A 19,862-nucleotide genomic window follows, 5' to 3' on the forward strand; every position below is an offset into this window, starting at 1 on the left:
GTCGCGCCGAGACGCGCTCCGGTATGCGGCTGTCGTGCCCGCGTTGATGGCGCTGGGATCGGCGACGGTGGCCAACGCGCCGACGGCGTTGGCGACCAACGGGATCGCCGGGCGAATCGTCTTCCTCGACCCGGGGCACAACGGGGCCAACGATGCGTCCATCGGTCGTCAGGTGCCCAACGGCCGCGGCGGCACCAAGGAATGTCAGACCACCGGAACCACCACCGAGGCGGGCTATCCCGAACATTCCTTCAACTGGCAGGTGGTCCTACTCATCCGCGAGGCGCTCACTGGGGCGGGAGTGCGGACGGCGCTGTCGCGCGGGGACGACGACGCGCTCGGTCCCTGCGTCGACGCGCGCGCCGCGATGGCCAACGCGCTGGCCCCGGACGCCATCGTCAGCATCCATGCCGACGGCGGCCCGCCGACCGGGCGCGGGTTTCACGTCAACTACTCCGCACCACCGGTCAACGCGGCACAGGCGGGTCCGTCCATTCGCCTAGCCACGGTGATGCGCGATCGACTCGCCGCCTCGGGCCTTCAGACGTCGACCTACCGCGGTTCCGACGGGTTGTACGGGCGCTCGGATCTGGCCGGGCTCAACCTGGCTCAGTACCCGTCGATCCTCGTCGAGATGGGCAACATGAAGAACGCGGACGAGGCTCGGTTGATGGCCAGCGCCGAGGGTCGAGCCCACTATGCGAACGCGGTGGCGCAGGGCATCGCCGACTACCTCGGGCAGGCGCCGGCGCGTAGCTGAGTTCGCTACGCGAACGGCGGGGTGCCGACGCCGACCACTCCGTAGTTGCCCTGCGGCGTGCGTTCGGTGATGCGGGCCTGTGTGGTTCGGCCGTCCACCGTCAACGTGGCCAACGGACGCTTCAACACGTCATCCGGGATCTCCCCGGAAACCGCTCCCTGCCAATGGTATTGGCCGTCGATCGGCTCGAGGTGCCCGATGAGGCGGACCCGGACGGTGTGGTCGACGTCCCCGACGCGAAGGACGGCCGGGCCGTCGTACAGTTCCCGGTCCTGCGCGGTGGCGACGTCGTCGGTCGGTCGCGCCGACGGCGTGGCCGGAAGGAAGTGGGTGCGGGTCCACAGGCGGCGTGCGATCGGACCCATCAAGCCGATGTCGGCGAGGAACGCGGCCAGCGGGGCGAACCCGAGCGCCTGCACGTCGTGGTGGTGGGCACTGGTGCGGGCGACGCGCCGAGCCTCCTTGCCGTCCAGGCCTGCTCGTCGATATTGCGCGGCGTTGGTGAACAGGTGGCGGAAGAACAGCCCGCCGACGCCGTTGAGATTGGCTACCCACATCCGGCTGAGCCACGGCATCTCGGCGACGCGCTTGCGTGCGCCGTCCCGGGCGAACTGGATGTGGCGAGCTTCCTCGGTGACGTGGATCCGCATGATGCGCTGGACGACGGGTTGCAGGTCGGGATCGTCCATCATGTTGCGCTGCAGGGAGTCGAAGATCTCTTCCCCGACCAGCGCGGCCACCCAGAGGAGCGCGCCCCGGAAGGTGAGCGGCAGAAGGTTGATGATCATGCGCTGATAGCGCTTCGGACGCATCGGCTTTCCGCCGACCTTCTCGATGGCCCTGCCGAACATCACCATGTGACGGGTCTCGTCGCCCATCTCGGTGAGGGCGTAATGCGTCGACCGTGCGGTCGGGTCGGCGTGCATCAGGTCGCGCAGCAGGGCCTGGTTGAGGATGTTCTCGAACCAGATGCCCGCCGAGAGCGTGTTGACGAATTCCTGCCGGGACAGTTCGATCCGCTGTTCGCGAGTCATGGCGTCCCACAACGGAGTTCCGTACAGGGAGACCGACTTCGGCGGCAGGAAGAACTTGTCCGGGTCGAGCGGGGCGTCCCAGTCGACGTCCACGACGGGCTCGTAATACTTCTTCACCGAGCCACGGAGCAGACGCTCGGAGAATTCCTCGCGCGTCGGAGCGCCACTTGCCTTGACGGAGGCTGTCATCGTTGACGTCCCTTCAGCGAAACCATGCGCCGATATGCTTGGAAACCTAATGACGTGGCGCTCACGATGTCAATACCCCGGGTACCGGATACTTCAGGTGTCGAAGGGCGGCCAGTGATGCGCCGCATCCACGTCATCGGCATCGGTGCCGGCGATCCCGGCTACGTGACGGCCCAAGCCGTCGACGCGCTCAACGACGTCGACGTGTTCTTCGCCTCCGACAAGGGCGCGGTGAAGGACGACCTGGTCGCGCTGCGGCGGGAGATCTGCGAGCGGTTCATCCGCGAACCCGGCTATCGCTTCGTCGAGTTGCCCGACCCGAAGCGGTCCAAGGAAGCTCCCGACGGTGCCGCCTACCGGCGGGTCGTCGCCGACTGGCACGCCGCCCGCGCCGAACTGTGGGCGCAGGCGCTCCGCGACGAGCTGGCCGACGACGGTGTCGGCGCGTTCTTGGCGTGGGGCGATCCGTCGTTGTACGACAGCACGTTGCGCATCCTCGACATGGTCGCCGATCGCGTCGAGTTCACCTACGACGTCATCCCCGGCATCACCGCAATCCAGGCGCTCACCGCGCGACACCGCATCCCGCTCAACGACGTGGGCGCACCGGTTCTCATCACCACCGGCCGACGGCTCCGCGAGGAAGGGCTCTCCGGCACCGCGGTGGTGATGCTCGACGGCGACTGCGCCTTCCTCGACTGCCCGCCGACGACGGAGATCTGGTGGGGCGCCTACCTCGGCACCCCCGACGAGCTGCTGCTCGCGGGCACCGTCGCCGACGTCGGCGAGCGGATCGCAGAGGTCCGGGCCGAGGCCCGCAACCGGCACGGCTGGATCATGGACATCTATCTGCTGCGGTCCTGACGACGACGGCCGTGGCAGGATCGGCGCGTGGTTCAGTTTCTGTTGCGCGCCGGGCTCACCGGTCTGGCGCTGTGGGTCGTCACCAAATTCGTCTCGGGCGTCGAGTTCGTCGGCGGTGACTCGACGCTGCAGAGGGTCGGCATCATCTTCGTGGTGGCGGTGATATTCGGCCTCGTCAACGCCTTCGTCAAACCGATCGTCGCCCTGATCTCGCTACCGCTGTACATCGTCACCCTCGGGTTGTTCCACGTCGTCGTCAACGCGCTGATGTTGTGGATCACCTCCCGGATCACCGAGAACACCACGCACTGGGGCCTCTACATAGCGGACTTCTGGTGGACGGCCATCTGGGCCGCCATCGTGCTGTCGGTCGTCAGTTGGCTTCTGTCGCTGGTCATTCCGGGCTGAATTCCGCCACCCGCCGCCGCTCAAGATCACGGCGTACGCTCGGCGCGGTGGCTCCCGAGATGAACCGCCGCACCTTCGTCGGTGCCTCCATCACCGTCGGCGGCGCCGCTGCCGCCGCGTCGGCGCTCAGCGGCTGCGGTGACGACGCGCCACCCGCCGAGCAGCAGACCACCAGCGTGGCGATGCGGATCAACGGCAAGGACGAGAAGGTCGACGTCGACACCAGGACGTCGTTGCTCGACATGCTCAGAGAGCGCGTCGGGCTCACCGGCACCAAGAAGGGCTGCGACCAAGGCGCCTGTGGCGCCTGCACAGTGCTGCTCGACGGCAAGCGGGTGAACTCCTGCCTCACGCTGGCGGTCATGCACGACGGCGGCGACGTGCAAACCATCGAGGGCGTGGCCGAGAACGGCCGGCTCCATCCGCTGCAGCAGGCGTTCATAGACGCCGACGCGTTCCAGTGCGGCTATTGCACCTCGGGTCAGATCATGTCCGGCCTCGGCTGCATCGACGAGGGGCACACCGGGTCCGACGCGGAGATTCGAGAGTGGATGAGCGGCAACATCTGTCGCTGCGGTGCCTATACGAACATCGTCACCGCCGTCGCGACCGCCGCCAAGAACGCCTGACGCCGGTGTACCCCTTCAGCTTCACGAAGGCCGCCGACGAGTCCTCGGCGCTGGCCGCCGGCCGGTCGGGCGCCAGGTACATCGCGGGCGGAACCACCCTCGTCGACTTGATGCGGGTGACCGTCGAACGCCCCGGGTCGGTGGTGGACATCAACGCGCTGCCCTACCGCGGCGTCGACCTCGACGGGCGCGCCCTGCGGATCGGCTCACTGGTGCGGATGGCCGACCTGGCCGCCGACCAACGGGTGCGTCGCCAGTTCCCCGTCATCTCGGAGGCGTTGGAGCTCAGCGCATCCGCGCAGCTGCGCAACATGGCGTCCATCGGCGGCAACCTCATGCAACGCCCGCGGTGCCTGTACTTCCGCGACGTGTCGGCAAACTGCAACCGGCGCACGCCGGGCACCGGCTGCGCGGCGACCGGCGGGCTGAACCGCAATCACGCCATCCTCGGCACCAGCGACCAGTGCGTGGCCACCCACCCCTCGGACCTTGCGGTCGCACTGGTGGCGCTCGACGCGGTCGTCGTGACCCGCGACTCGGGAGGCGACCGACGCATTCCCGTCGCCGACTTCTTCCGGCAGCCTGGCACCACGCCGGATCAGGAACACGACCTCAAACCAGGGGAGCTCATCGTGGCCGTCGAGGTTCCGACGGGTCCCAGCACAGCTCGGTCGGGCTACCTCAAGATTCGCGACCGGCAGTCCTACGAGTTCGCGGTGACCTCCGCGGCGGTGGCGCTCGACGTCACCGGCGGCACCGTGCGCGCCGCCAAGGTCGCCGTCGGTGGCGTCGCCACCGTGCCGTGGCGGCTCCCCGCCGTCGAGCGGGCCCTCGTCGGACGCCCGGTCTCGCCGGGTCTGTGGCGCGACGCGGCGGCCCGCGCCGCCGACGGTGCGAAACCGCTGTCCGACAACGGGTTCAAAGTGGAGTTGGTGCGACGCGTCGTCGAACGTCAGCTCGCCACGGTGGCGGGTCTGCCGTGACGTTCCCCCAGCGGATGCCGGATCCCCTGGTCGGCGCGCCGCTGTCGCGGGTGGACGGCCCACTCAAGGTGACGGGGGCGGCGCACTACGCCGCCGACAACCCGGTGCCGGACTTCCTCCACGCCGTCCTCGTCTGCAGCACCGTTTCAGCCGGGGCGGTTCAGGGCGTCGACGCGGGAGAGGCGTCGACGTCGCCCGGCGTCACGCGCGTCCTCACCGACTTCCGGGCCTTGACCCTGCCCTACGACATCCGACGCGTCGCCTTCTACGGTCAACCGGTGGCGGTGGTCGTCGGCAACACCCTCGAGGCCGCCACCCACGGTGCCGCGCTCGTCCGAGTGCGGTACTCGCCGGGCCCGTCGAACACCGACATCGATGCACCGCTTGCGATTCCGGAGCCAGGCGAGCGGCAGACCGACTATGCCCGCGGCCAGCCCGAGGCCGCCCTTCGCGCCGCCGCCGTCGTCACCGACCGGCAGTACGCCATCGCCCGCAACAACCACAACCCGATGGAATTGCCCGCCACCGTCGCCAAGTGGGACGGGGACCGGTTGACGGTCTGGGACAAGACCCAGTCCATCGTCGGAGCCCAGGAAGCCCACGCCGAGGCGCACGGCGTGCCCGTCGACCACGTGCGGGTGATCTCGCCGTTCGTCGGCGGAGCCTTCGGGAGCGCGGGTATGACGTGGCCGCACCAGTTGCTGGCCTCGTTCGCCGCTCGCCAGCTCGGCAGACCGGTCAAGTTGGTGCTGACCAGGGAACAGACGTACGCGGGCATCGGCTACCGCCCGACCAGCCGGCAGCGCATGGCAATTGGAGCCGACCGGTCGGGGCGCGTCGACGCCATCATCCACGAGGGCCGGACGGAGACGGCGCGGTACACCTCCTACGAGGACGGTCTGACCGCGTCGCCGAAGTTCATGTACACCAGCCCCAACATGCGCTCCACCTACCGGGTGGTGCCGATGGACGTCAACCAGCCGACCTACATGCGCGGGCCAGGGGCGACGACCGGAACGTTCGCCCTGGAGTCGGCGATGGACGACCTCGCCCACACCATCGGCGTCGACCCCGTCGAGCTGCGAATCCGCAACGAACCCGACCGTGACCAGACCGACGGGCTGCCGTTCTCCACCCGCAGGCTCACCGAATGCCTACGCCGGGGCGCCGACGAATTCGGTTGGGCGCGGCGCAATCCCGTCCCGCGTGCGGTTCGAGAGGGTAACCAGTTGATCGGCATCGGGGTGGCTGCCGCGGGCTATCACACCAGCCGCAGCGAATCCGATGCGATGGCCCGGATCAACGCCGACGGTACGGCCGACGTGCAGACGGCGACCAGTGACATGGGACCGGGCACGTACACGTCGATGTCGCAGGTCGCCTCGGACGCGCTGGGCCTGCCCGTCGCCCGCGTCCGGTTCGCCCTCGGCGACAGCGCCTATCCTCCCGCGCCGTCGCACTCGGGTTCGCGGACCATGGCCAGTGTCGGGTCGGCGGTGTTCACGGTGGCCAACACGTTGCGCGACAAGATCGTTCGCCTGGCCGTCGTCGACCCCGGTTCGCCGCTCAACGGGGTCCGGCCCGCCGACGTCGCGGTCTCGGACGGACGCATGTTCGTCGTCCGGGAACCGTCGCGCGGCGAGAGCTATCGGGACCTGCTGGCCCGGCGCGGCTGGCCGAGCGTCGACTCGCGTGGCACCTGGACGCCCGATACCGCCGACGAACGCTTCTCGATGTACGCCTACGGGGCGGTGTTCGCCGAAGTGGCAGTGGACGATTCGCTGGGCGTGGTCCGCATCCGTCGCGTCAACGCCTGGTACGACGCCGGGCGCGTGGTCAACCCGAAGCTCGCACACAGCCAGGCGATCGGCGGCATGGTCGGCGGCATCGGCATGGCGCTGCTGGAGGCCACCGAACTCGACCACCGCGACGGTCGCGTCGTGAACGCGAACATGTCCGACTACCTGGTGCCGGTCAACGCCGACGTGCCAGCACTCGACGCGACCTTCCTGACCGCGGAGGACACCATCGCCAACCCCATCGGGGTGAAGGGTCTCGGGGAGGTCGTCATCGTGGGGGTGCCGGCCGCCATCGCCAACGCGGTGTTCAACGCGACCGGCAAGCGGGTCACCGACCTGCCCATCCGGTTGGAGAATCTGCTCTAGCCTGGAAACGTGCCGGAACTACCTGAGGTCGAAGCGCTCGCCGACCACCTCCGCCGCCACGCGACGGGCCTGACGGTGGGGCGCGTCGACGTCGCGGCCCTGTCCGTGCTCAAGACCTTCGATCCGCCGCCGACCGCGCTGCACGGGCTGACGGTCACCGGTGCCAACCGGTGGGGCAAGTACCTGGGCCTGCAAGCCGGTGACCTGCATCTGATCACCCACCTGTCGCGGGCCGGCTGGCTGCGCTGGTCGGACAAGCTGTCGCCGGTCCCGCTGCGGCCGGGTGGCAAGAGTCCCATCGCGCTGCGCGTTCACCTCGGTGACGGGGTCGGCTTCGACCTCACCGAGGCCGGTACTCAGAAGCGCCTCGCCGTCTGGCTCGTCGACGACCCGATGAAGGTGCCGCAGATCGCCAGCTTGGGCCCCGACGCGCTGTCGTTGAGCCTGGACGACCTGACCGCCATCCTCAAGGGCAACACCGGTCGCATCAAGACCGTCATCACCGACCAGCGGACGATCGCCGGCATCGGAAACGCCTACAGCGACGAAATCCTGCACGTCGCGAAGATCTCCCCGTTCGCCACCTCGAGCCGGCTCAGCGAACCCCAGCTCGGTCACCTGTACGACGCGATGATCTCGGTGCTCACCGACGCGGTGACCCGATCGGTCGGCCAGGGTGCGGCAACCCTGAAGGGCGAGAAGCGATCTGGTCTGCGCGTGCATGCCCGCACCGGGATGCCTTGCCCGATCTGTGGTGACACCGTGCGCGAGGTGTCGTTCACCGACAAGTCGTTCCAGTACTGCCCGACGTGTCAGACGGGCGGCAAGATCCTGGCCGACCGGCGTATGTCCAAGTTGCTCAAGTAGCGCATGTGGGCGGCCCACCGACCGGTTGGTTAGGCTGCGCGGATGACTCGCCAAAAGATCCTCATCACCGGCGCCAGCTCGGGCCTCGGCGCCGGGATGGCCCGCCAGTTCGCCGCCAAGGGGCGTGACCTCGCGCTGTGTGCGCGCCGGACCGACAACCTCGAGGAGCTGAAGGCCGAACTGACCGCGCGGCATCCCGGCATCACGGTGGCCGTCGCCGCCCTCGACGTCAACGACCACGAGGCGATACCCAAGGTGTTCGCCGAGCTGAGCGCCGAGCTGGGTGGCGTCGACTGCGTCGTCGTCAACGCAGGCATCGGCAAGGGGCACCCGCTCGGTGGCGGCAAGCTGTGGGCCAACAAGGCCACCATCGAGACGAATCTCGTTGCGGCCCTTGTCCAGATCGAGACGGCGCTGGAGATGTTCACCGCGGCAGGCGGGGGACACCTGGTGCTGGTGTCGTCGGTGCTCGGCAACAAGGGCGTGCCAGGAGTCAAGGCCGCCTACGCCGCCAGCAAGGCCGGCGTGAGCTCTCTCGGCGAATCGCTGCGCGCGGAGTATCCGTCGGGACCCATCAAGATCACCGTGCTCGAGCCTGGCTACATCGAGTCGGAGATGACGGCCAAGTCGAAGACCACGACGTTGATGGTCGACAACGAGACCGGCGTCAAGGCCATGGTCGACGCGATCGAGAAGGAGAAGGGTCGCGCCGTCGTGCCCGGTTGGCCATGGTGGCCGCTCGTCGAGGTGATGAAGGTGTTGCCGCCGCGGCTCACCAAGTTCTTCGCGTGATTTGTGGAGTCTTTTCTGTGCCCACCGCCGAAAAGACTCCACAAAATGAGGGGGATGGAACCCGGCGCAGGTTGCGGGCGTCTATTTCTACGTGTTGCTCACACTCGACGAATATCTGCGGGAGCACGACGGTGTGATCACGCTGGGTCATGCCCGTGACGCGGGAATGTCCAACGATGCGGTCAATCGCCTCGTTCGAGCCGGCCGGTGGCGGCGGTGCACCCCGGGCGTCTACTTTGCCGAGGACCATCGCTTCACTGATGCCGCCAGAGTTCGGGCGGGGGTGTGGAGCTATGGGGTCGAGGCAACTGCCAGCGGCTTGACGGCTGCGTGGTGGCTCGACATGACGAAGTTCGCGCCCGAGATCGTCGAGGTGACCGTCGCTCGCGATCGGAGGCTCGCTCATCGTGCGGGAACCAGACTGCGCCGACGCGATCTCGTGAGCGTCGACGTCGTCGAGCGTCGAGGGCTGCGGGTCACGGCGCCCGATCTGACAGTCGTCGAGGCGGCAAGTCGCCTGGGTGGTGGTGCTCGCGTGCTGGACTCGGCGCTCCAACGTCGGCAGTCCGAGTTGCCTCGATTGTGGCGCGCCCACCTACGCAACAAGGGGCGGCACGGTGCACCCCGTTCCCGTCAATTGCTCCGGGCTGCAAGCAACGGCGCGCGCTCGGAAGCCGAGCGGCTGTTCGCGCGGTTGCTCGACGCGGCTGGCATAACGGGGTGGAAGGCGAACCACGGCGTCGCCGGCTACGACGTCGACTTCGCGTTCATCGGACCCAAGGTCGCAGTCGAGATCGACGGCCTGGCCTTTCACTCCGACGCCGATGACTTCCACCGAGATCGAAAGCGGCAGAACGCGATAGCGCTGGCAGGCTGGCAAGTGCTCAGGTTCACGTGGCTGGACCTGACCGAGTACCCCGAGCGTGTCATCGCACAGGTCCGCCGCGCGATTCGTGGAGTCTAATCGGCGCTGACCGCCGATTAGACTCCACAAATCACTAGGCGGACCGACCGCGCTCCTGCCGGTAGTGCCGCACCAGTGCATCGGTCGAACTGTCGGACTGCTCGGCGGGCGCAGCGTCCTCGGTGAGGACCGGAAGCAGTGAATTCGCTTGCGTCTTACCGAGTTCCACGCCCCACTGGTCAAACGAGTCGATGCCCCACACGACGCCCTCGGTGAACACCTGGTGTTCGTAGAGCGCGACCAGCTGGCCGACCACCGACGGCGTCAGCTTGGTCGCCAAGATCGACGTGCTCGGCCGGTTGCCCGGCATCACCTTGTGGGGGACCACCTCTGCCTTGGTGCCCTCGTCGGCGATCTCCTCGGCGGTCTTGCCGAACGCCAGCACCTTGGTCTGGGCGAAGAAGTTGCTCATCAGCAGGTCGTGCATGCTGCCGGTGCCGTCCCGGGTCGGCAGGTCGTCGGTGGGCTGGGAGAACCCGATGAAGTCCGCGGGGATCAGCCGGGTGCCCTGATGTAGCAGTTGGTAGAACGCGTGCTGGCCGTTGGTTCCCGGCTCGCCCCAATAGATTTCGCCGGTCGACGTAGTGACCGGACTGCCGTCGGCCCGCACCGACTTGCCGTTGGACTCCATGGTCAACTGCTGCAGGTACGCCGCGAAGCGAGCCATGTCGTTGGAGTAGGGCAGCACCGCGCGTGCCTGGGCGTCGAAGAAGTCGTTGTACCACAGGCCGATGAGGCCAAGCAGGACAGGCGCATTCGCCTCCAGCGGCGTCGTGCGGAAGTGCTCGTCGACGACGTGGAAGCCGGCGAGGAACTCGGCGAAACGCTCCTTGCCGATCACCGCCATCACCGACAGTCCGATCGCGGAGTCTACCGAGTAGCGACCGCCCACCCAATCCCAGAAGCCGAACATGTTGGCCGTGTCGATGCCGAATTCGTCGACCAACTTCTCGTTGGTGGAGACCGCGACGAAGTGCTTCGACACCGCCTCATCACCCAGCGAATCGGTGAGCCAGCGGCGGGCCGCCGTCGCATTGGTCAACGTCTCCAACGTCGAGAACGTCTTGGATGCAACGATGAACAACGTCGAGGCGGGATCGAGTCCGTCGAGCTTGGCCACCAGATCGGCCGGGTCGACGTTGGAGACGAAGCGGGCCGAGATGCCGGCATCGGCGTAGTGGCGCAGTGCCTGGTAGACCATCACCGGGCCAAGGTCCGAGCCGCCGATGCCGATGTTGACGACGGTGGTGATGCGTTCACCGGTGGCACCGGTCCACTCACCGCTGCGCAGCTTGTCGGTGAACGCCCCCATCGAGTCCAAGACCTCGTGCACGTCGGCGACGACGTCCTGCCCGTCGACGGTCAGCGAGGCGTCCTTCGGCAGCCGCAGCGCCGTGTGCAGCACCGCGCGGTCCTCCGAGGTGTTGATGTGCACGCCCGAAAACATCGCGTCCCGCTTGCCCTCGAGGTCGGCGGCCTTGGCGAGGTCGACGAGCAACCCCAGGGTCTCCCGCGTCACCCGGTGCTTGCTGTAGTCGACGTACAGATCGCCGACGGTGAGGGTCAGCTCACGACCGCGGGCGGGATCCTCTGCGAAGAACTCCCGGAGGTGCTTGTCGCCGACCTCCTGGTGGTGGCGAACCAATGCGTTCCACGCCGGTGTGGCGGTGATGTCGGGAATCCGGGCGGTCTCAGCACTCATATCTCGACCCTAGTGCGGCGCCGCTTTCGAAGGTGTAAATGATGGACGTATGGATATCGAAAAGCTGCTGTCATCCGTACCCACCGGTCTGTGGATCGGCGGTGAGGAGCGTGCGGCGTCGTCGACCTTCGACGTCCTCAATCCCGCGACCGACGAGGTGTTGATGGCGGTCGGCGACGCCACCCCCGCCGACGGCATCGCCGCCCTCGACGCGGCGGCGGCCGTGCAGGGCGAGTGGGCCGCCATGGCGCCCCGGGAGCGCGGCGAAATCCTGCGCGCGGTGTTCGAGGCGATCACCGCCCGTGCCGAGGAATTCGCGACGCTGATGACCTTGGAGATGGGCAAGGTGCTCCCCGAGAGCATGGGCGAGGTGAAGTACGGCAGCGAGTTCTTCCGCTGGTTCTCCGAGGAGGCGGTCCGCATCGGCGGCCGCTACACCAAGGCTCCCGCGGGCACGGGCCGCATCATCGTGACCAAGTCGCCCGTTGGCCCGTGCCTGGCCATCACGCCGTGGAACTTTCCGCTGGCGATGGCCACTCGCAAGATCGGCCCCGCGGTAGCCGCTGGCTGCACGATGATCGTCAAGCCCGCGCAGGAGACGCCGCTGACGATGCTGCTGCTGGCCAAGTTGATGGCCGACGCGGGCCTGCCCAAGGGCGTGCTGTCGATCCTTCCAACCAGCAAGCCTGGTGACCTGACCACCGCTCTGATCGACGACGGCCGGCTCCGCAAGCTGACCTTCACCGGGTCGACCGGGGTGGGCAAGGCCCTGGTCAAGCAGAGCGCCGACAAGCTGCTGCGGCTGTCGATGGAGCTGGGCGGCAACGCACCGTTCATCGTCTTCGACGACGCCGACGTCGACGCGGCCGTGGAGGGTGCGCTGCTGGCCAAGATGCGCAACGGCGGCGAGGCCTGCACGGCGTCGAACCGCTTCCACGTGGCCAACGCGGTGCGCGCCGAGTTCACAGAGAAGCTGGTGAAGCGGATGAGCGAGTTCAAGCTGGGCAACGGGCTGGACGAGTCCTCGACGCTGGGGCCGCTGATCAGTGCGAAGCAGATCGCGACGGTCGAGGACCTGGTGTCCGACGCAGTGTCCAAGGGCGCCACCGTCGCCGTCGGCGGAGTCAAGCCAGAAGGCGCCGGCCACTTCTACCCGGCGACGGTGCTGGACGGCGTGCCACCGGAGGCGCGCATCTTCAAGGAGGAGGTCTTCGGACCCGTCGCGCCCGTCATCGGGTTCGACACCGAGGAAGAGGGCATCGCGGCGGCCAACGACACCGAATACGGGTTGGCGGCCTACATCTACACGCAGGGATTGGATCGCGCGCTGCGCGTGGCCGAGGCAATCGACGCAGGCATGGTGGGCGTCAACCGCGGCGTCATCTCCGACCCGGCAGCGCCGTTCGGCGGCGTCAAGCAGTCCGGGTTCGGTCGCGAAGGCGGATCCGAGGGCATCGAGGAGTACCTCGACACCAAGTACATCGCGCTGACCAACTAGCGGCTGAGGGGCCGCCTCGAACTCCGGGGCGGCTCGGTGAGTCCTGTTGCACCGCACCACATTCGGATCGCGTGGTGGCGGCTCTGAGGGCCTAGTGGCCGAGGCGGCCGCGGCCGAGGCGCAGCAGGATCATGGCCAGATCCTTGCCCTCGGGACCCAGCGAGCTGTAGCGCTCGATGACCTTCATTTCGCGACTGTGCACGAGGCGGGTGCCACCGGAGGCCATCCGGGCCTTGCCGATCATCTGCGACACCTCGGCGCGGCGATGCACTGCGGCCAGGATCTCGGCGTCGAGCCGGTCGATCTCCAGGCGCAGATCGTCGATGTCGATCGTGGGTTCGGTTTCGGTACTCATCGGTGGTGACTCCGCATTCTCGTCGTCTCGTGTGGGTTCTGGTTTCATCCGCAATCCGGCCTCACACGAGAGACGAGCCCCGGATCGCAGAAGCGGACCGCGGGGCTGAAGGGAATCAGCTAGACCACGGGCACCGCTGGTCGGTACCCGTACGTAAATCGTCCACGCTGATTTAGCACGGCACCGAGTGTGCCACCGAGGGCCACGTCCGCGCAAAGAACACCTCTGATGCGCGGCATCGCCGGTTGTCTCTGGTCAGCGGTAAGTTGAGTGCCGACATGACGATCGCTACTGAGACTGATCAACTGCTGGACGGGCTCAACCCTCAGCAGCGCAAGGCGGTGCTACACGAAGGCTCGCCCCTGTTGATCGTCGCGGGCGCCGGGTCGGGTAAGACGGCGGTGCTGACGCGCCGCATCGCCTACCTGCTGGCCGCCCGTGACGTGGGCGTGGGGCAGGTGCTTGCCATCACCTTCACCAACAAGGCCGCCGCCGAGATGCGGGAGCGGGTGGTCGAACTCGTCGGGCCGCGCGCGAGATCGATGTGGGTGTCGACGTTCCACTCCACCTGTGTGCGGATCTTGCGCAACCAGGCCTCCTTGCTGCCCGGACTGAACTCGAACTTCTCGATCTACGACGCCGACGACTCACGCCGTCTGCTGATGATGATCGCCAAGGACATGGGGCTCGACACCAAGCGGTACTCGCCGCGGCTGTTGGCCAACTCGATCTCCAACCTCAAGAACGAACTGATCGACCCCGACAAGGCGGCCTTCGAGGCGACGGAGGGCGAGGACGACCTCGCCCGCATCGTCGCCCAGGCATATGCCGAGTATCAGCGTCGGCTGCGCGCCGCGAACGCGCTCGACTTCGACGACCTGATCGGTGAGACGGTCGCCGTTCTTCAGGCGTTTCCGCAGATCGCCCAGTACTACCGGCGACGCTTCCGGCACATCCTGGTCGACGAGTACCAGGACACCAACCATGCGCAGTACGCGCTGGTTCGCGAGCTGGTCGGCCATGATCTTGAGGAGGGCGCCGACGGCGTTCCGCCCGCCGAACTGTGCGTCGTCGGTGACGCCGACCAGTCGATCTATGCCTTCCGCGGGGCCACCATCCGCAACATCGAGGACTTCGAGCGCGATTACCCGAACGCGACGACGATCCTGCTGGAGCAGAACTACCGGTCGACGCAAAACATCCTGTCGGCCGCGAACTCGGTCATCTCCCGCAACACCGGACGCCGGGAGAAGCGGCTGTGGACCGACGCCGGCGAAGGCGAGCTGATCGTCGGCTACGTCGCCGACAACGAACACGACGAGGCCAGGTTCATCGCCGAGGAGGTCGAGGCGCTCACCTCTCGCGGTGACGTGAACTACTCCGACGTCGCCGTGTTCTACCGAACCAACAACTCGTCACGCGCGGTCGAGGACGTGTTCATCAGAGCCGGCATCCCCTACAAGGTGGTGGGCGGCGTCCGGTTCTACGAGCGCAAGGAAATCCGCGACGTCGTCGCCTACCTCCGCGTGCTCGACAACCCCGGTGACGCCGTCAGCATGCGACGCATCCTGAACACCCCGCGGCGCGGGATCGGCGACCGCGCCGAGGCGTGCGTCGCGGTCCACGCGGAGAACACCGGCGGCACGTTCAACGACAGCCTGCAGGCCGCCGCCGAGGGCCGCGTGCCGATGCTGAACACGCGCTCGGAGAAGGCGATCGCCGCGTTCGTCGGGTTGCTCGACGAGCTGCGCGGGTTGCTCGACGACGAGCTCGGCAACCTCGTCGAGGCCGTCCTCGAACGCACCGGATATCGTCGCGAGCTCGAGGCGTCGAACGATCCGCAAGACCAGGCGCGGCTCGACAACCTCAACGAACTCGTCAGCGTCGCACACGAATACAGCATCGACGCGGCCAATGCCGCCGCGCTGCGCGACGAGGATCCCGAGCTTCAGGACGAGGACGTGCCCGACACCGGGGTGCTGGCCCAGTTCCTGGAACGGGTGTCGCTGGTCGCCGACGCTGACGGCATCCCCGACGAGGGGTCAGGCGTCGTGACGATGATGACGTTGCACACGGCCAAGGGCCTGGAGTTCCCGATGGTGTTCGTCACCGGCTGGGAGGACGGCATGTTCCCGCACATGCGTGCCCTCGGCGATCCGATGGAGTTGTCCGAGGAGCGACGTCTCGCCTACGTCGGCATCACCCGTGCCAGGGAACGGTTGTACCTGAGCCGCGCGAAGGTGCGGTCGTCGTGGGGGCAGCCGATGCTCAACCCCGAATCACGGTTCCTTCGCGAGATTCCGCAGGAGCTCATCGACTGGCGTCGGGTCGAGGCGCCGCAGTCGTCGTTCGGCGTACCCACCAGTGGCGCAGGCCGATTCGGCACGCCGCGTCCCTCACCCGCGCGCACGTCGGGCGCCAGGAACCGGCCGGCGATCACGCTCGAGCCCGGCGATCGCGTCACGCACGACAAGTACGGTCTCGGTCGGGTGGAGGAGGTCTCCGGCATGGGCGAGTCCGCGATGTCGCTCATCGACTTCGGCAGCTCGGGTCGGGTCAAGCTGATGCACAACCACGCACCGATTCAGAAGCTGTAACGAGCTCAGCGGCACCAGCGGCCCGTGGCGGGCAACAGCGCCAGGGTGATCGCGGCGACCGGCAGTATCGGAATGCCGTACACGAGCTGAGGCAGGTCCGCGCCCGCGACGAACAGGCCGGCGAAGATCATCAATGCGACGACGGAGCCGACGACGATCAGCAACCGCCCGATGCGTTGACGGAGCAGCAGTGAAATCAGCCCGCCGATGGTCGCCCCCGCCGACACGGCGGTCAGGAAACCTATTGCGATGCAAAACAACTCGTCGGTACCCCACCAGCCGCTGATGAGTGAGGTGGCGATGACGGCGGTGGCCCAGCCGCTGATGATGCTGACCGTCGCGGTGGCAGAGGCCGCGAGAGGGCTCTGGCGGGTGACGGGCGGTTGCCGTTGCGGCAGGGGTGCCGGCGCGGCCTGGGGGATGAAGCTGGTCTGCGGTTCTGGCGCGGCGGGAAACGCACCCGTGGGGTGTCGTCGGATGATGCCGGTGTGCTGCTCCGAGAAATCAGGAGGCGGTGGTGGGGCAGCCTCGGGCTGCCGCCGGATGATGCGGGTTTCGTCGGATGGAGGTCCGCCGGAGGTCACCGGTCAGCCGACGTAGTTGCCGGGGCTCAGACCCTTCGCGGCGAGCCACGGCACGGGGTCGACGAAGTCGGTGCCGTTCTTCAGCACCGAGAAGTGCAGGTGCGGTCCGGTCGACTGGCCGCGGTTGCCGACGGTGGCGATCTGGTCGCCGGCCATCACTCGCTCACCGGGGGTGACGAGCCACGTGTTGACGTGGCCGTACAGGGTGACGGTGCCGTCGGAGTGCCGGATCTTGACCCAGGCGCCGTAGCCTGCGGTGAGTCCGGCGTCGGTCACGACGCCGTCCGCGGCAGCCACGATGGGCGTTCCGATCGAGTTCGCGATGTCGATGCCTGCGTGCAGGACGCCCCAGCGGTAGCCGAAGCCGGACGTCCAGACGCCGCGGGCGGGCATGACGTACATGGGCCTGGAGAGCCGCGCCTCGCGCTCGGCACGCTCGGCGGCGAAGGCGGCACCGTTGGCGAGTTCTTGGCTGTGTACGGCCTCGCTGGCCACCGGCGCGACGCTGACGATCTGCATGCCGTCGGAGGATCCCGTGATCGCGGCACCGTCGACGAAGGCGTTGGGTCCCGCGGCGACCATCTGGTCGACGGGAGCCTTGTCGGAGGCGTTGACCACCGAGTAGGCGGCTGCGGCGGTGGCGCCCGCAGCCATCGCGGCGGCGACGAGACGGGCCTTGACGTGGCCGTCGCCGACCTTGCGGTGCAGGCCGCGGCGGCTCGACATGTCGATGACGTCGGTGTTCTCCATGCCGTCGCTGACGTCGGTGTAGCTGTCGCGGTAGGCGTGGGCGGAACGGCGGTCGTCACCGCGCGTCGGGCGGAACTGGGACGGGACGGCCAGCCGCAGCGGCGTCAGGTCGTCTGTGTCGTGCAGGTCGTCGAGCTCGGGGGCGCGGATCACCCGTGACTCGCGATCAAAGGCAGAGGTGTTGCTGAAGTCCAAGTCGTCGAGATCGCCGAACTCGTTGAACGGGATGATGTCGGTGGTAGCGGCGTCAAAGTGGGTCGTCGAGGTCTCACGAGGTGCCCGTGATGAACCTTGCTCAGCCAACCGAAATGTCCTTCGCGCCGTGACCGTACCGTTACTTAGACCAGAGGCACGTTAACCAAAATCCAATGTTGGTGGCAACCCGAGCGCATATTCCACCGGATATTGTGACTTGTATCACTACAAGGGTCTCGGTGAGATGTGCCACATGGGCGGGACGGGGTGCGGATCACATTGGGGTGTGTGGATAAAGTTCCTTGCGAGCCATTCTGGCCGAAACGTAGGTAAACAACCAATCAGTCAAAGCAGACAGACGGTGAGCCCATGGATCTCTTCGAATACCAGGCGAAGGAGCTGTTCGCCAAGCACAACGTCCCAACCACCCCGGGTCGGGTAACCGACACGGCCGAGGACGCCAAGGCGATCGCCGAGGAAATCGGCAAGCCGGTGATGGTGAAGGCCCAGGTCAAGGTGGGCGGTCGCGGCAAGGCGGGCGGCGTCAAGTACGCGGCCACCCCCGATGACGCCTTCACCCACGCGCAGAACATCCTCGGCCTGGACATCAAGGGCCACGTCGTCAAGAAGCTGCTCGTCGCCGAGGCCAGCGACATCGCGGAGGAGTACTACATCTCCTTCTTGTTGGACCGCTCGAACCGCACGTACCTCGCCATGTGCTCCGTCGAAGGTGGCGTGGAGATCGAAGAGGTCGCCGCGAACAACCCCGAGCGCCTCGCCAAGGTGCCCGTCGACGCCGTCAAGGGTGTCGACCTGGCGTTCGCGCGCTCGATCGCCGAGCAGGGCCACTTGCCCGCCGAGGTGCTCGACGCCGCCGCGGTGACCATCCAGAAGCTGTGGGACGTCTTCGTCGGTGAGGACGCGACCCTGGTCGAGGTAAACCCCCTCGTCCGCACGCCGGACGACCAGATCCTGGCGCTGGACGGCAAGGTCACCCTCGACGCCAACGCCGACTTCCGTCAGCCGGGCCACGAGGAGTTCGAGGACAAGGACGCAACGGATCCCCTCGAGCTCAAGGCCAAGGAGAACGACCTCAACTACGTCAAGCTCGACGGTGCGGTCGGCATCATCGGCAACGGCGCGGGCCTGGTCATGTCGACTCTCGACGTGGTCGCGTACGCCGGTGAGAAGCACGGCGGCGTGAAGCCCGCCAACTTCCTCGACATCGGTGGCGGCGCCTCGGCAGAGGTGATGGCCAACGGCCTCGACGTCATCTTGGGCGACAGTCAGGTCAAGAGCGTGTTCGTCAACGTCTTCGGCGGCATCACCGCGTGCGACGCGGTGGCCAACGGCATCGTCGGCGCGCTGAAGAAGCTCGGCGACAGTGCGAACAAGCCTCTCGTCGTCCGCCTCGACGGCAACAACGTCGAAGAGGGCCGCCGCATCCTCGATGAGGCAAATCACCCCCTGGTGATCCAGGCCGAGACGATGGACGCCGGTGCCGACAAGGCCGCCGAGCTGGCGAACAAGTAAGGGACGCTTGATATGTCGATTTTTTTGAATAAGGACAGCAAGGTCATCGTCCAGGGCATCACCGGCGGCGAGGGCACCAAGCACACCGCGCTGATGCTGAAGGCGGGCACCCAGGTGGTCGGCGGCGTCAACGCGCGCAAGGCCGGCACGAAGGTCTCGCACAAGGACAAGGACGGCAACGACGTCGAGCTGCCGGTGTTCGGCAGTGTGGCCGAGGCCATGAAGGAGACCGGCGCAGACGTGTCGATCGCCTTCGTGCCGCCGGCCTTCTCCAAGGACGCGATCATCGAGGCCGTCGACGCCGAGATTCCCCTCCTGGTGGTCATCACCGAGGGAATCCCCGTGCAGGACAGCGCCTTCGCGTGGGCCTACAACGTGGAAAAGGGCAAGAAGACCCGGATCATCGGGCCGAACTGTCCCGGCATCATCACCCCCGGTGAGTCGTTGGTCGGCATCACGCCGAACAACATCACCACCAAGGGGCCGATCGGCCTGGTGTCGAAGTCGGGCACGCTGACGTACCAGATGATGTACGAGCTGCGCGATCTCGGCTTCTCGACGGCCATCGGCATCGGCGGCGACCCGGTCATCGGGACCACCCACATCGACGCCATCGAGGCCTTCGAGAAGGATCCCGAGACCAAGGTCATCGTGATGATCGGCGAAATCGGCGGCGACGCCGAGGAGAAGGCCGCCGACTACATCAAGGCCAACGTCACCAAGCCGGTCGTCGGCTACGTCGCGGGCTTCACCGCCCCGGAGGGCAAGACGATGGGCCACGCCGGCGCCATCGTGTCCGACGGTGCCGGTACCGCCGACGGCAAGAAGGTGGCCCTCGAGGCCGCGGGCGTCAAGGTCGGCAAGACGCCGTCGGAGACCGCCAAGCTTGCCAGGGAGATCTTCGAAAGCCTGTAATTGCGCCGCGAGCAGACACAGAAGGCCCTCGATCCACGCGATCGAGGGCCTTTTGCGTCTGCTCGCGGACCTGCTCGC

18 protein-coding genes and 1 pseudogene are annotated in these 19,862 nt (G+C 67.3%); 14 read left to right on the top strand and 5 right to left on the bottom strand.

Annotated elements, in window-relative coordinates; all coding sequences use genetic code 11:
- The first annotated feature begins 46 nt into the window (after nt 1–46).
- Nucleotides 47–760 carry an Rv3717 family N-acetylmuramoyl-L-alanine amidase gene (locus ASD37_RS25800; RefSeq protein ID WP_056559913.1) on the top strand — a complete coding sequence of 238 codons (714 nt, stop codon included), beginning with the start codon at nt 47–49 and terminating at the stop codon, nt 758–760.
- Between the two features lie 5 nt (nt 761–765).
- Here ASD37_RS25800 and ASD37_RS25805 read toward each other — a convergent pair whose 3' ends face one another.
- Nucleotides 766–1,983: a diiron oxygenase gene (locus tag ASD37_RS25805; protein ID WP_056558442.1), complete on the bottom strand. Its 1,218-nt coding sequence runs from the start codon at nt 1,981–1,983 to the stop codon at nt 766–768.
- A gap of 117 nt (nt 1,984–2,100) precedes the next feature.
- On the opposite strand from ASD37_RS25805, the gene cobF reads away from it, so the two are divergent.
- The 9 genes and pseudogenes from cobF (at nt 2,101) to ASD37_RS25845 (ending at nt 9,655) form a co-directional block, all read left to right on the top strand.
- Nucleotides 2,101–2,847 carry a precorrin-6A synthase (deacetylating) gene (cobF, locus tag ASD37_RS25810; RefSeq protein WP_082570427.1) on the top strand — a complete coding sequence of 249 codons (747 nt, stop codon included), beginning with the start codon at nt 2,101–2,103 and terminating at the stop codon, nt 2,845–2,847.
- Between the two features lie 27 nt (nt 2,848–2,874).
- Nucleotides 2,875–3,255, top strand: coding sequence for a phage holin family protein (locus tag ASD37_RS25815; RefSeq protein WP_056558447.1), 381 nt, complete (start codon nt 2,875–2,877; stop codon nt 3,253–3,255).
- 59 nt (nt 3,256–3,314) lie between these two features.
- Nucleotides 3,315–3,884, top strand: a complete 570-nt coding sequence (locus tag ASD37_RS25820) for a (2Fe-2S)-binding protein (protein ID WP_056558450.1) — start codon at nt 3,315–3,317, stop codon at nt 3,882–3,884.
- A 5-nt stretch (nt 3,885–3,889) separates the two neighbouring features.
- Nucleotides 3,890–4,867, top strand: a complete 978-nt coding sequence (locus tag ASD37_RS25825; protein WP_056558460.1) for a xanthine dehydrogenase family protein subunit M — start codon at nt 3,890–3,892, stop codon at nt 4,865–4,867.
- Nucleotides 4,868–4,881: 14 nt separating this feature from the next.
- Nucleotides 4,882–7,032, top strand: a complete 2,151-nt coding sequence (locus ASD37_RS25830; RefSeq protein ID WP_082570469.1) for a xanthine dehydrogenase family protein molybdopterin-binding subunit — start codon at nt 4,882–4,884, stop codon at nt 7,030–7,032.
- 9 nt (nt 7,033–7,041) lie between these two features.
- Nucleotides 7,042–7,284 (top strand): annotated as a pseudogene (locus tag ASD37_RS32415) (DNA-formamidopyrimidine glycosylase family protein); the annotation flags it as partial.
- Nucleotides 7,285–7,425: 141 nt separating this feature from the next.
- Nucleotides 7,426–7,899, top strand: a complete 474-nt coding sequence (locus ASD37_RS32420; RefSeq protein WP_235568585.1) for a hypothetical protein — start codon at nt 7,426–7,428, stop codon at nt 7,897–7,899.
- A gap of 42 nt (nt 7,900–7,941) precedes the next feature.
- On the top strand, nt 7,942–8,691 hold the full coding sequence (locus ASD37_RS25840) for an SDR family oxidoreductase (RefSeq protein ID WP_056558470.1): 750 nt from the start codon (nt 7,942–7,944) through the stop codon (nt 8,689–8,691).
- 91 nt (nt 8,692–8,782) lie between these two features.
- Complete coding sequence (locus ASD37_RS25845; protein ID WP_235568557.1) at nt 8,783–9,655, top strand: type IV toxin-antitoxin system AbiEi family antitoxin domain-containing protein; 873 nt, start codon at nt 8,783–8,785, stop codon at nt 9,653–9,655.
- Nucleotides 9,656–9,689: 34 nt separating this feature from the next.
- Here the strand turns inward: ASD37_RS25845 and pgi are convergent, their stop codons facing one another.
- Complete coding sequence (gene pgi, locus ASD37_RS25850) at nt 9,690–11,357, bottom strand: glucose-6-phosphate isomerase (protein WP_056558473.1); 1,668 nt, start codon at nt 11,355–11,357, stop codon at nt 9,690–9,692.
- Nucleotides 11,358–11,406: 49 nt separating this feature from the next.
- Between pgi and ASD37_RS25855 the strand changes: the two genes are divergently transcribed.
- Entirely contained in the window at nt 11,407–12,855 is a 1,449-nt protein-coding gene (locus ASD37_RS25855; protein ID WP_056558476.1) for an NAD-dependent succinate-semialdehyde dehydrogenase, read from the top strand.
- 91 nt (nt 12,856–12,946) lie between these two features.
- On the opposite strand, the gene ASD37_RS25860 is transcribed toward ASD37_RS25855, so the two are convergent.
- Nucleotides 12,947–13,258 carry a chorismate mutase gene (locus tag ASD37_RS25860; protein ID WP_082570428.1) on the bottom strand — a complete coding sequence of 104 codons (312 nt, stop codon included), beginning with the start codon at nt 13,256–13,258 and terminating at the stop codon, nt 12,947–12,949.
- A 230-nt stretch (nt 13,259–13,488) separates the two neighbouring features.
- Between ASD37_RS25860 and pcrA the strand changes: the two genes are divergently transcribed.
- Nucleotides 13,489–15,807 (top strand): DNA helicase PcrA, encoded by a 2,319-nt coding sequence (gene pcrA / locus ASD37_RS25865; RefSeq protein ID WP_156721109.1) that lies wholly within the window; start codon nt 13,489–13,491, stop codon nt 15,805–15,807.
- A gap of 5 nt (nt 15,808–15,812) precedes the next feature.
- Here the strand turns inward: pcrA and ASD37_RS25870 are convergent, their stop codons facing one another.
- Together ASD37_RS25870 and ASD37_RS25875 are read right to left on the bottom strand one after the other, a co-directional pair.
- A complete protein-coding gene (locus tag ASD37_RS25870; protein ID WP_056558485.1) occupies nt 15,813–16,391 on the bottom strand; it encodes a hypothetical protein in 579 nt (192 codons plus the stop codon).
- Nucleotides 16,392–16,394: 3 nt separating this feature from the next.
- Nucleotides 16,395–17,444 (bottom strand): M23 family metallopeptidase, encoded by a 1,050-nt coding sequence (locus ASD37_RS25875; protein ID WP_082570429.1) that lies wholly within the window; start codon nt 17,442–17,444, stop codon nt 16,395–16,397.
- 261 nt (nt 17,445–17,705) lie between these two features.
- On the opposite strand from ASD37_RS25875, the gene sucC reads away from it, so the two are divergent.
- Together sucC and sucD are read left to right on the top strand one after the other, a co-directional pair.
- Nucleotides 17,706–18,869 carry an ADP-forming succinate--CoA ligase subunit beta gene (gene sucC, locus ASD37_RS25880; RefSeq protein WP_056558488.1) on the top strand — a complete coding sequence of 388 codons (1,164 nt, stop codon included), beginning with the start codon at nt 17,706–17,708 and terminating at the stop codon, nt 18,867–18,869.
- Nucleotides 18,870–18,881: 12 nt separating this feature from the next.
- Entirely contained in the window at nt 18,882–19,784 is a 903-nt protein-coding gene (gene sucD / locus ASD37_RS25885) for a succinate--CoA ligase subunit alpha (protein WP_056558491.1), read from the top strand.
- The last annotated feature ends 78 nt before the right edge of the window (nt 19,785–19,862 follow it).

This window comes from Mycobacterium sp. Root135 (assembly GCF_001426545.1).
Classification (GTDB): Bacteria; Actinomycetota; Actinomycetes; order Mycobacteriales; family Mycobacteriaceae; genus Mycobacterium.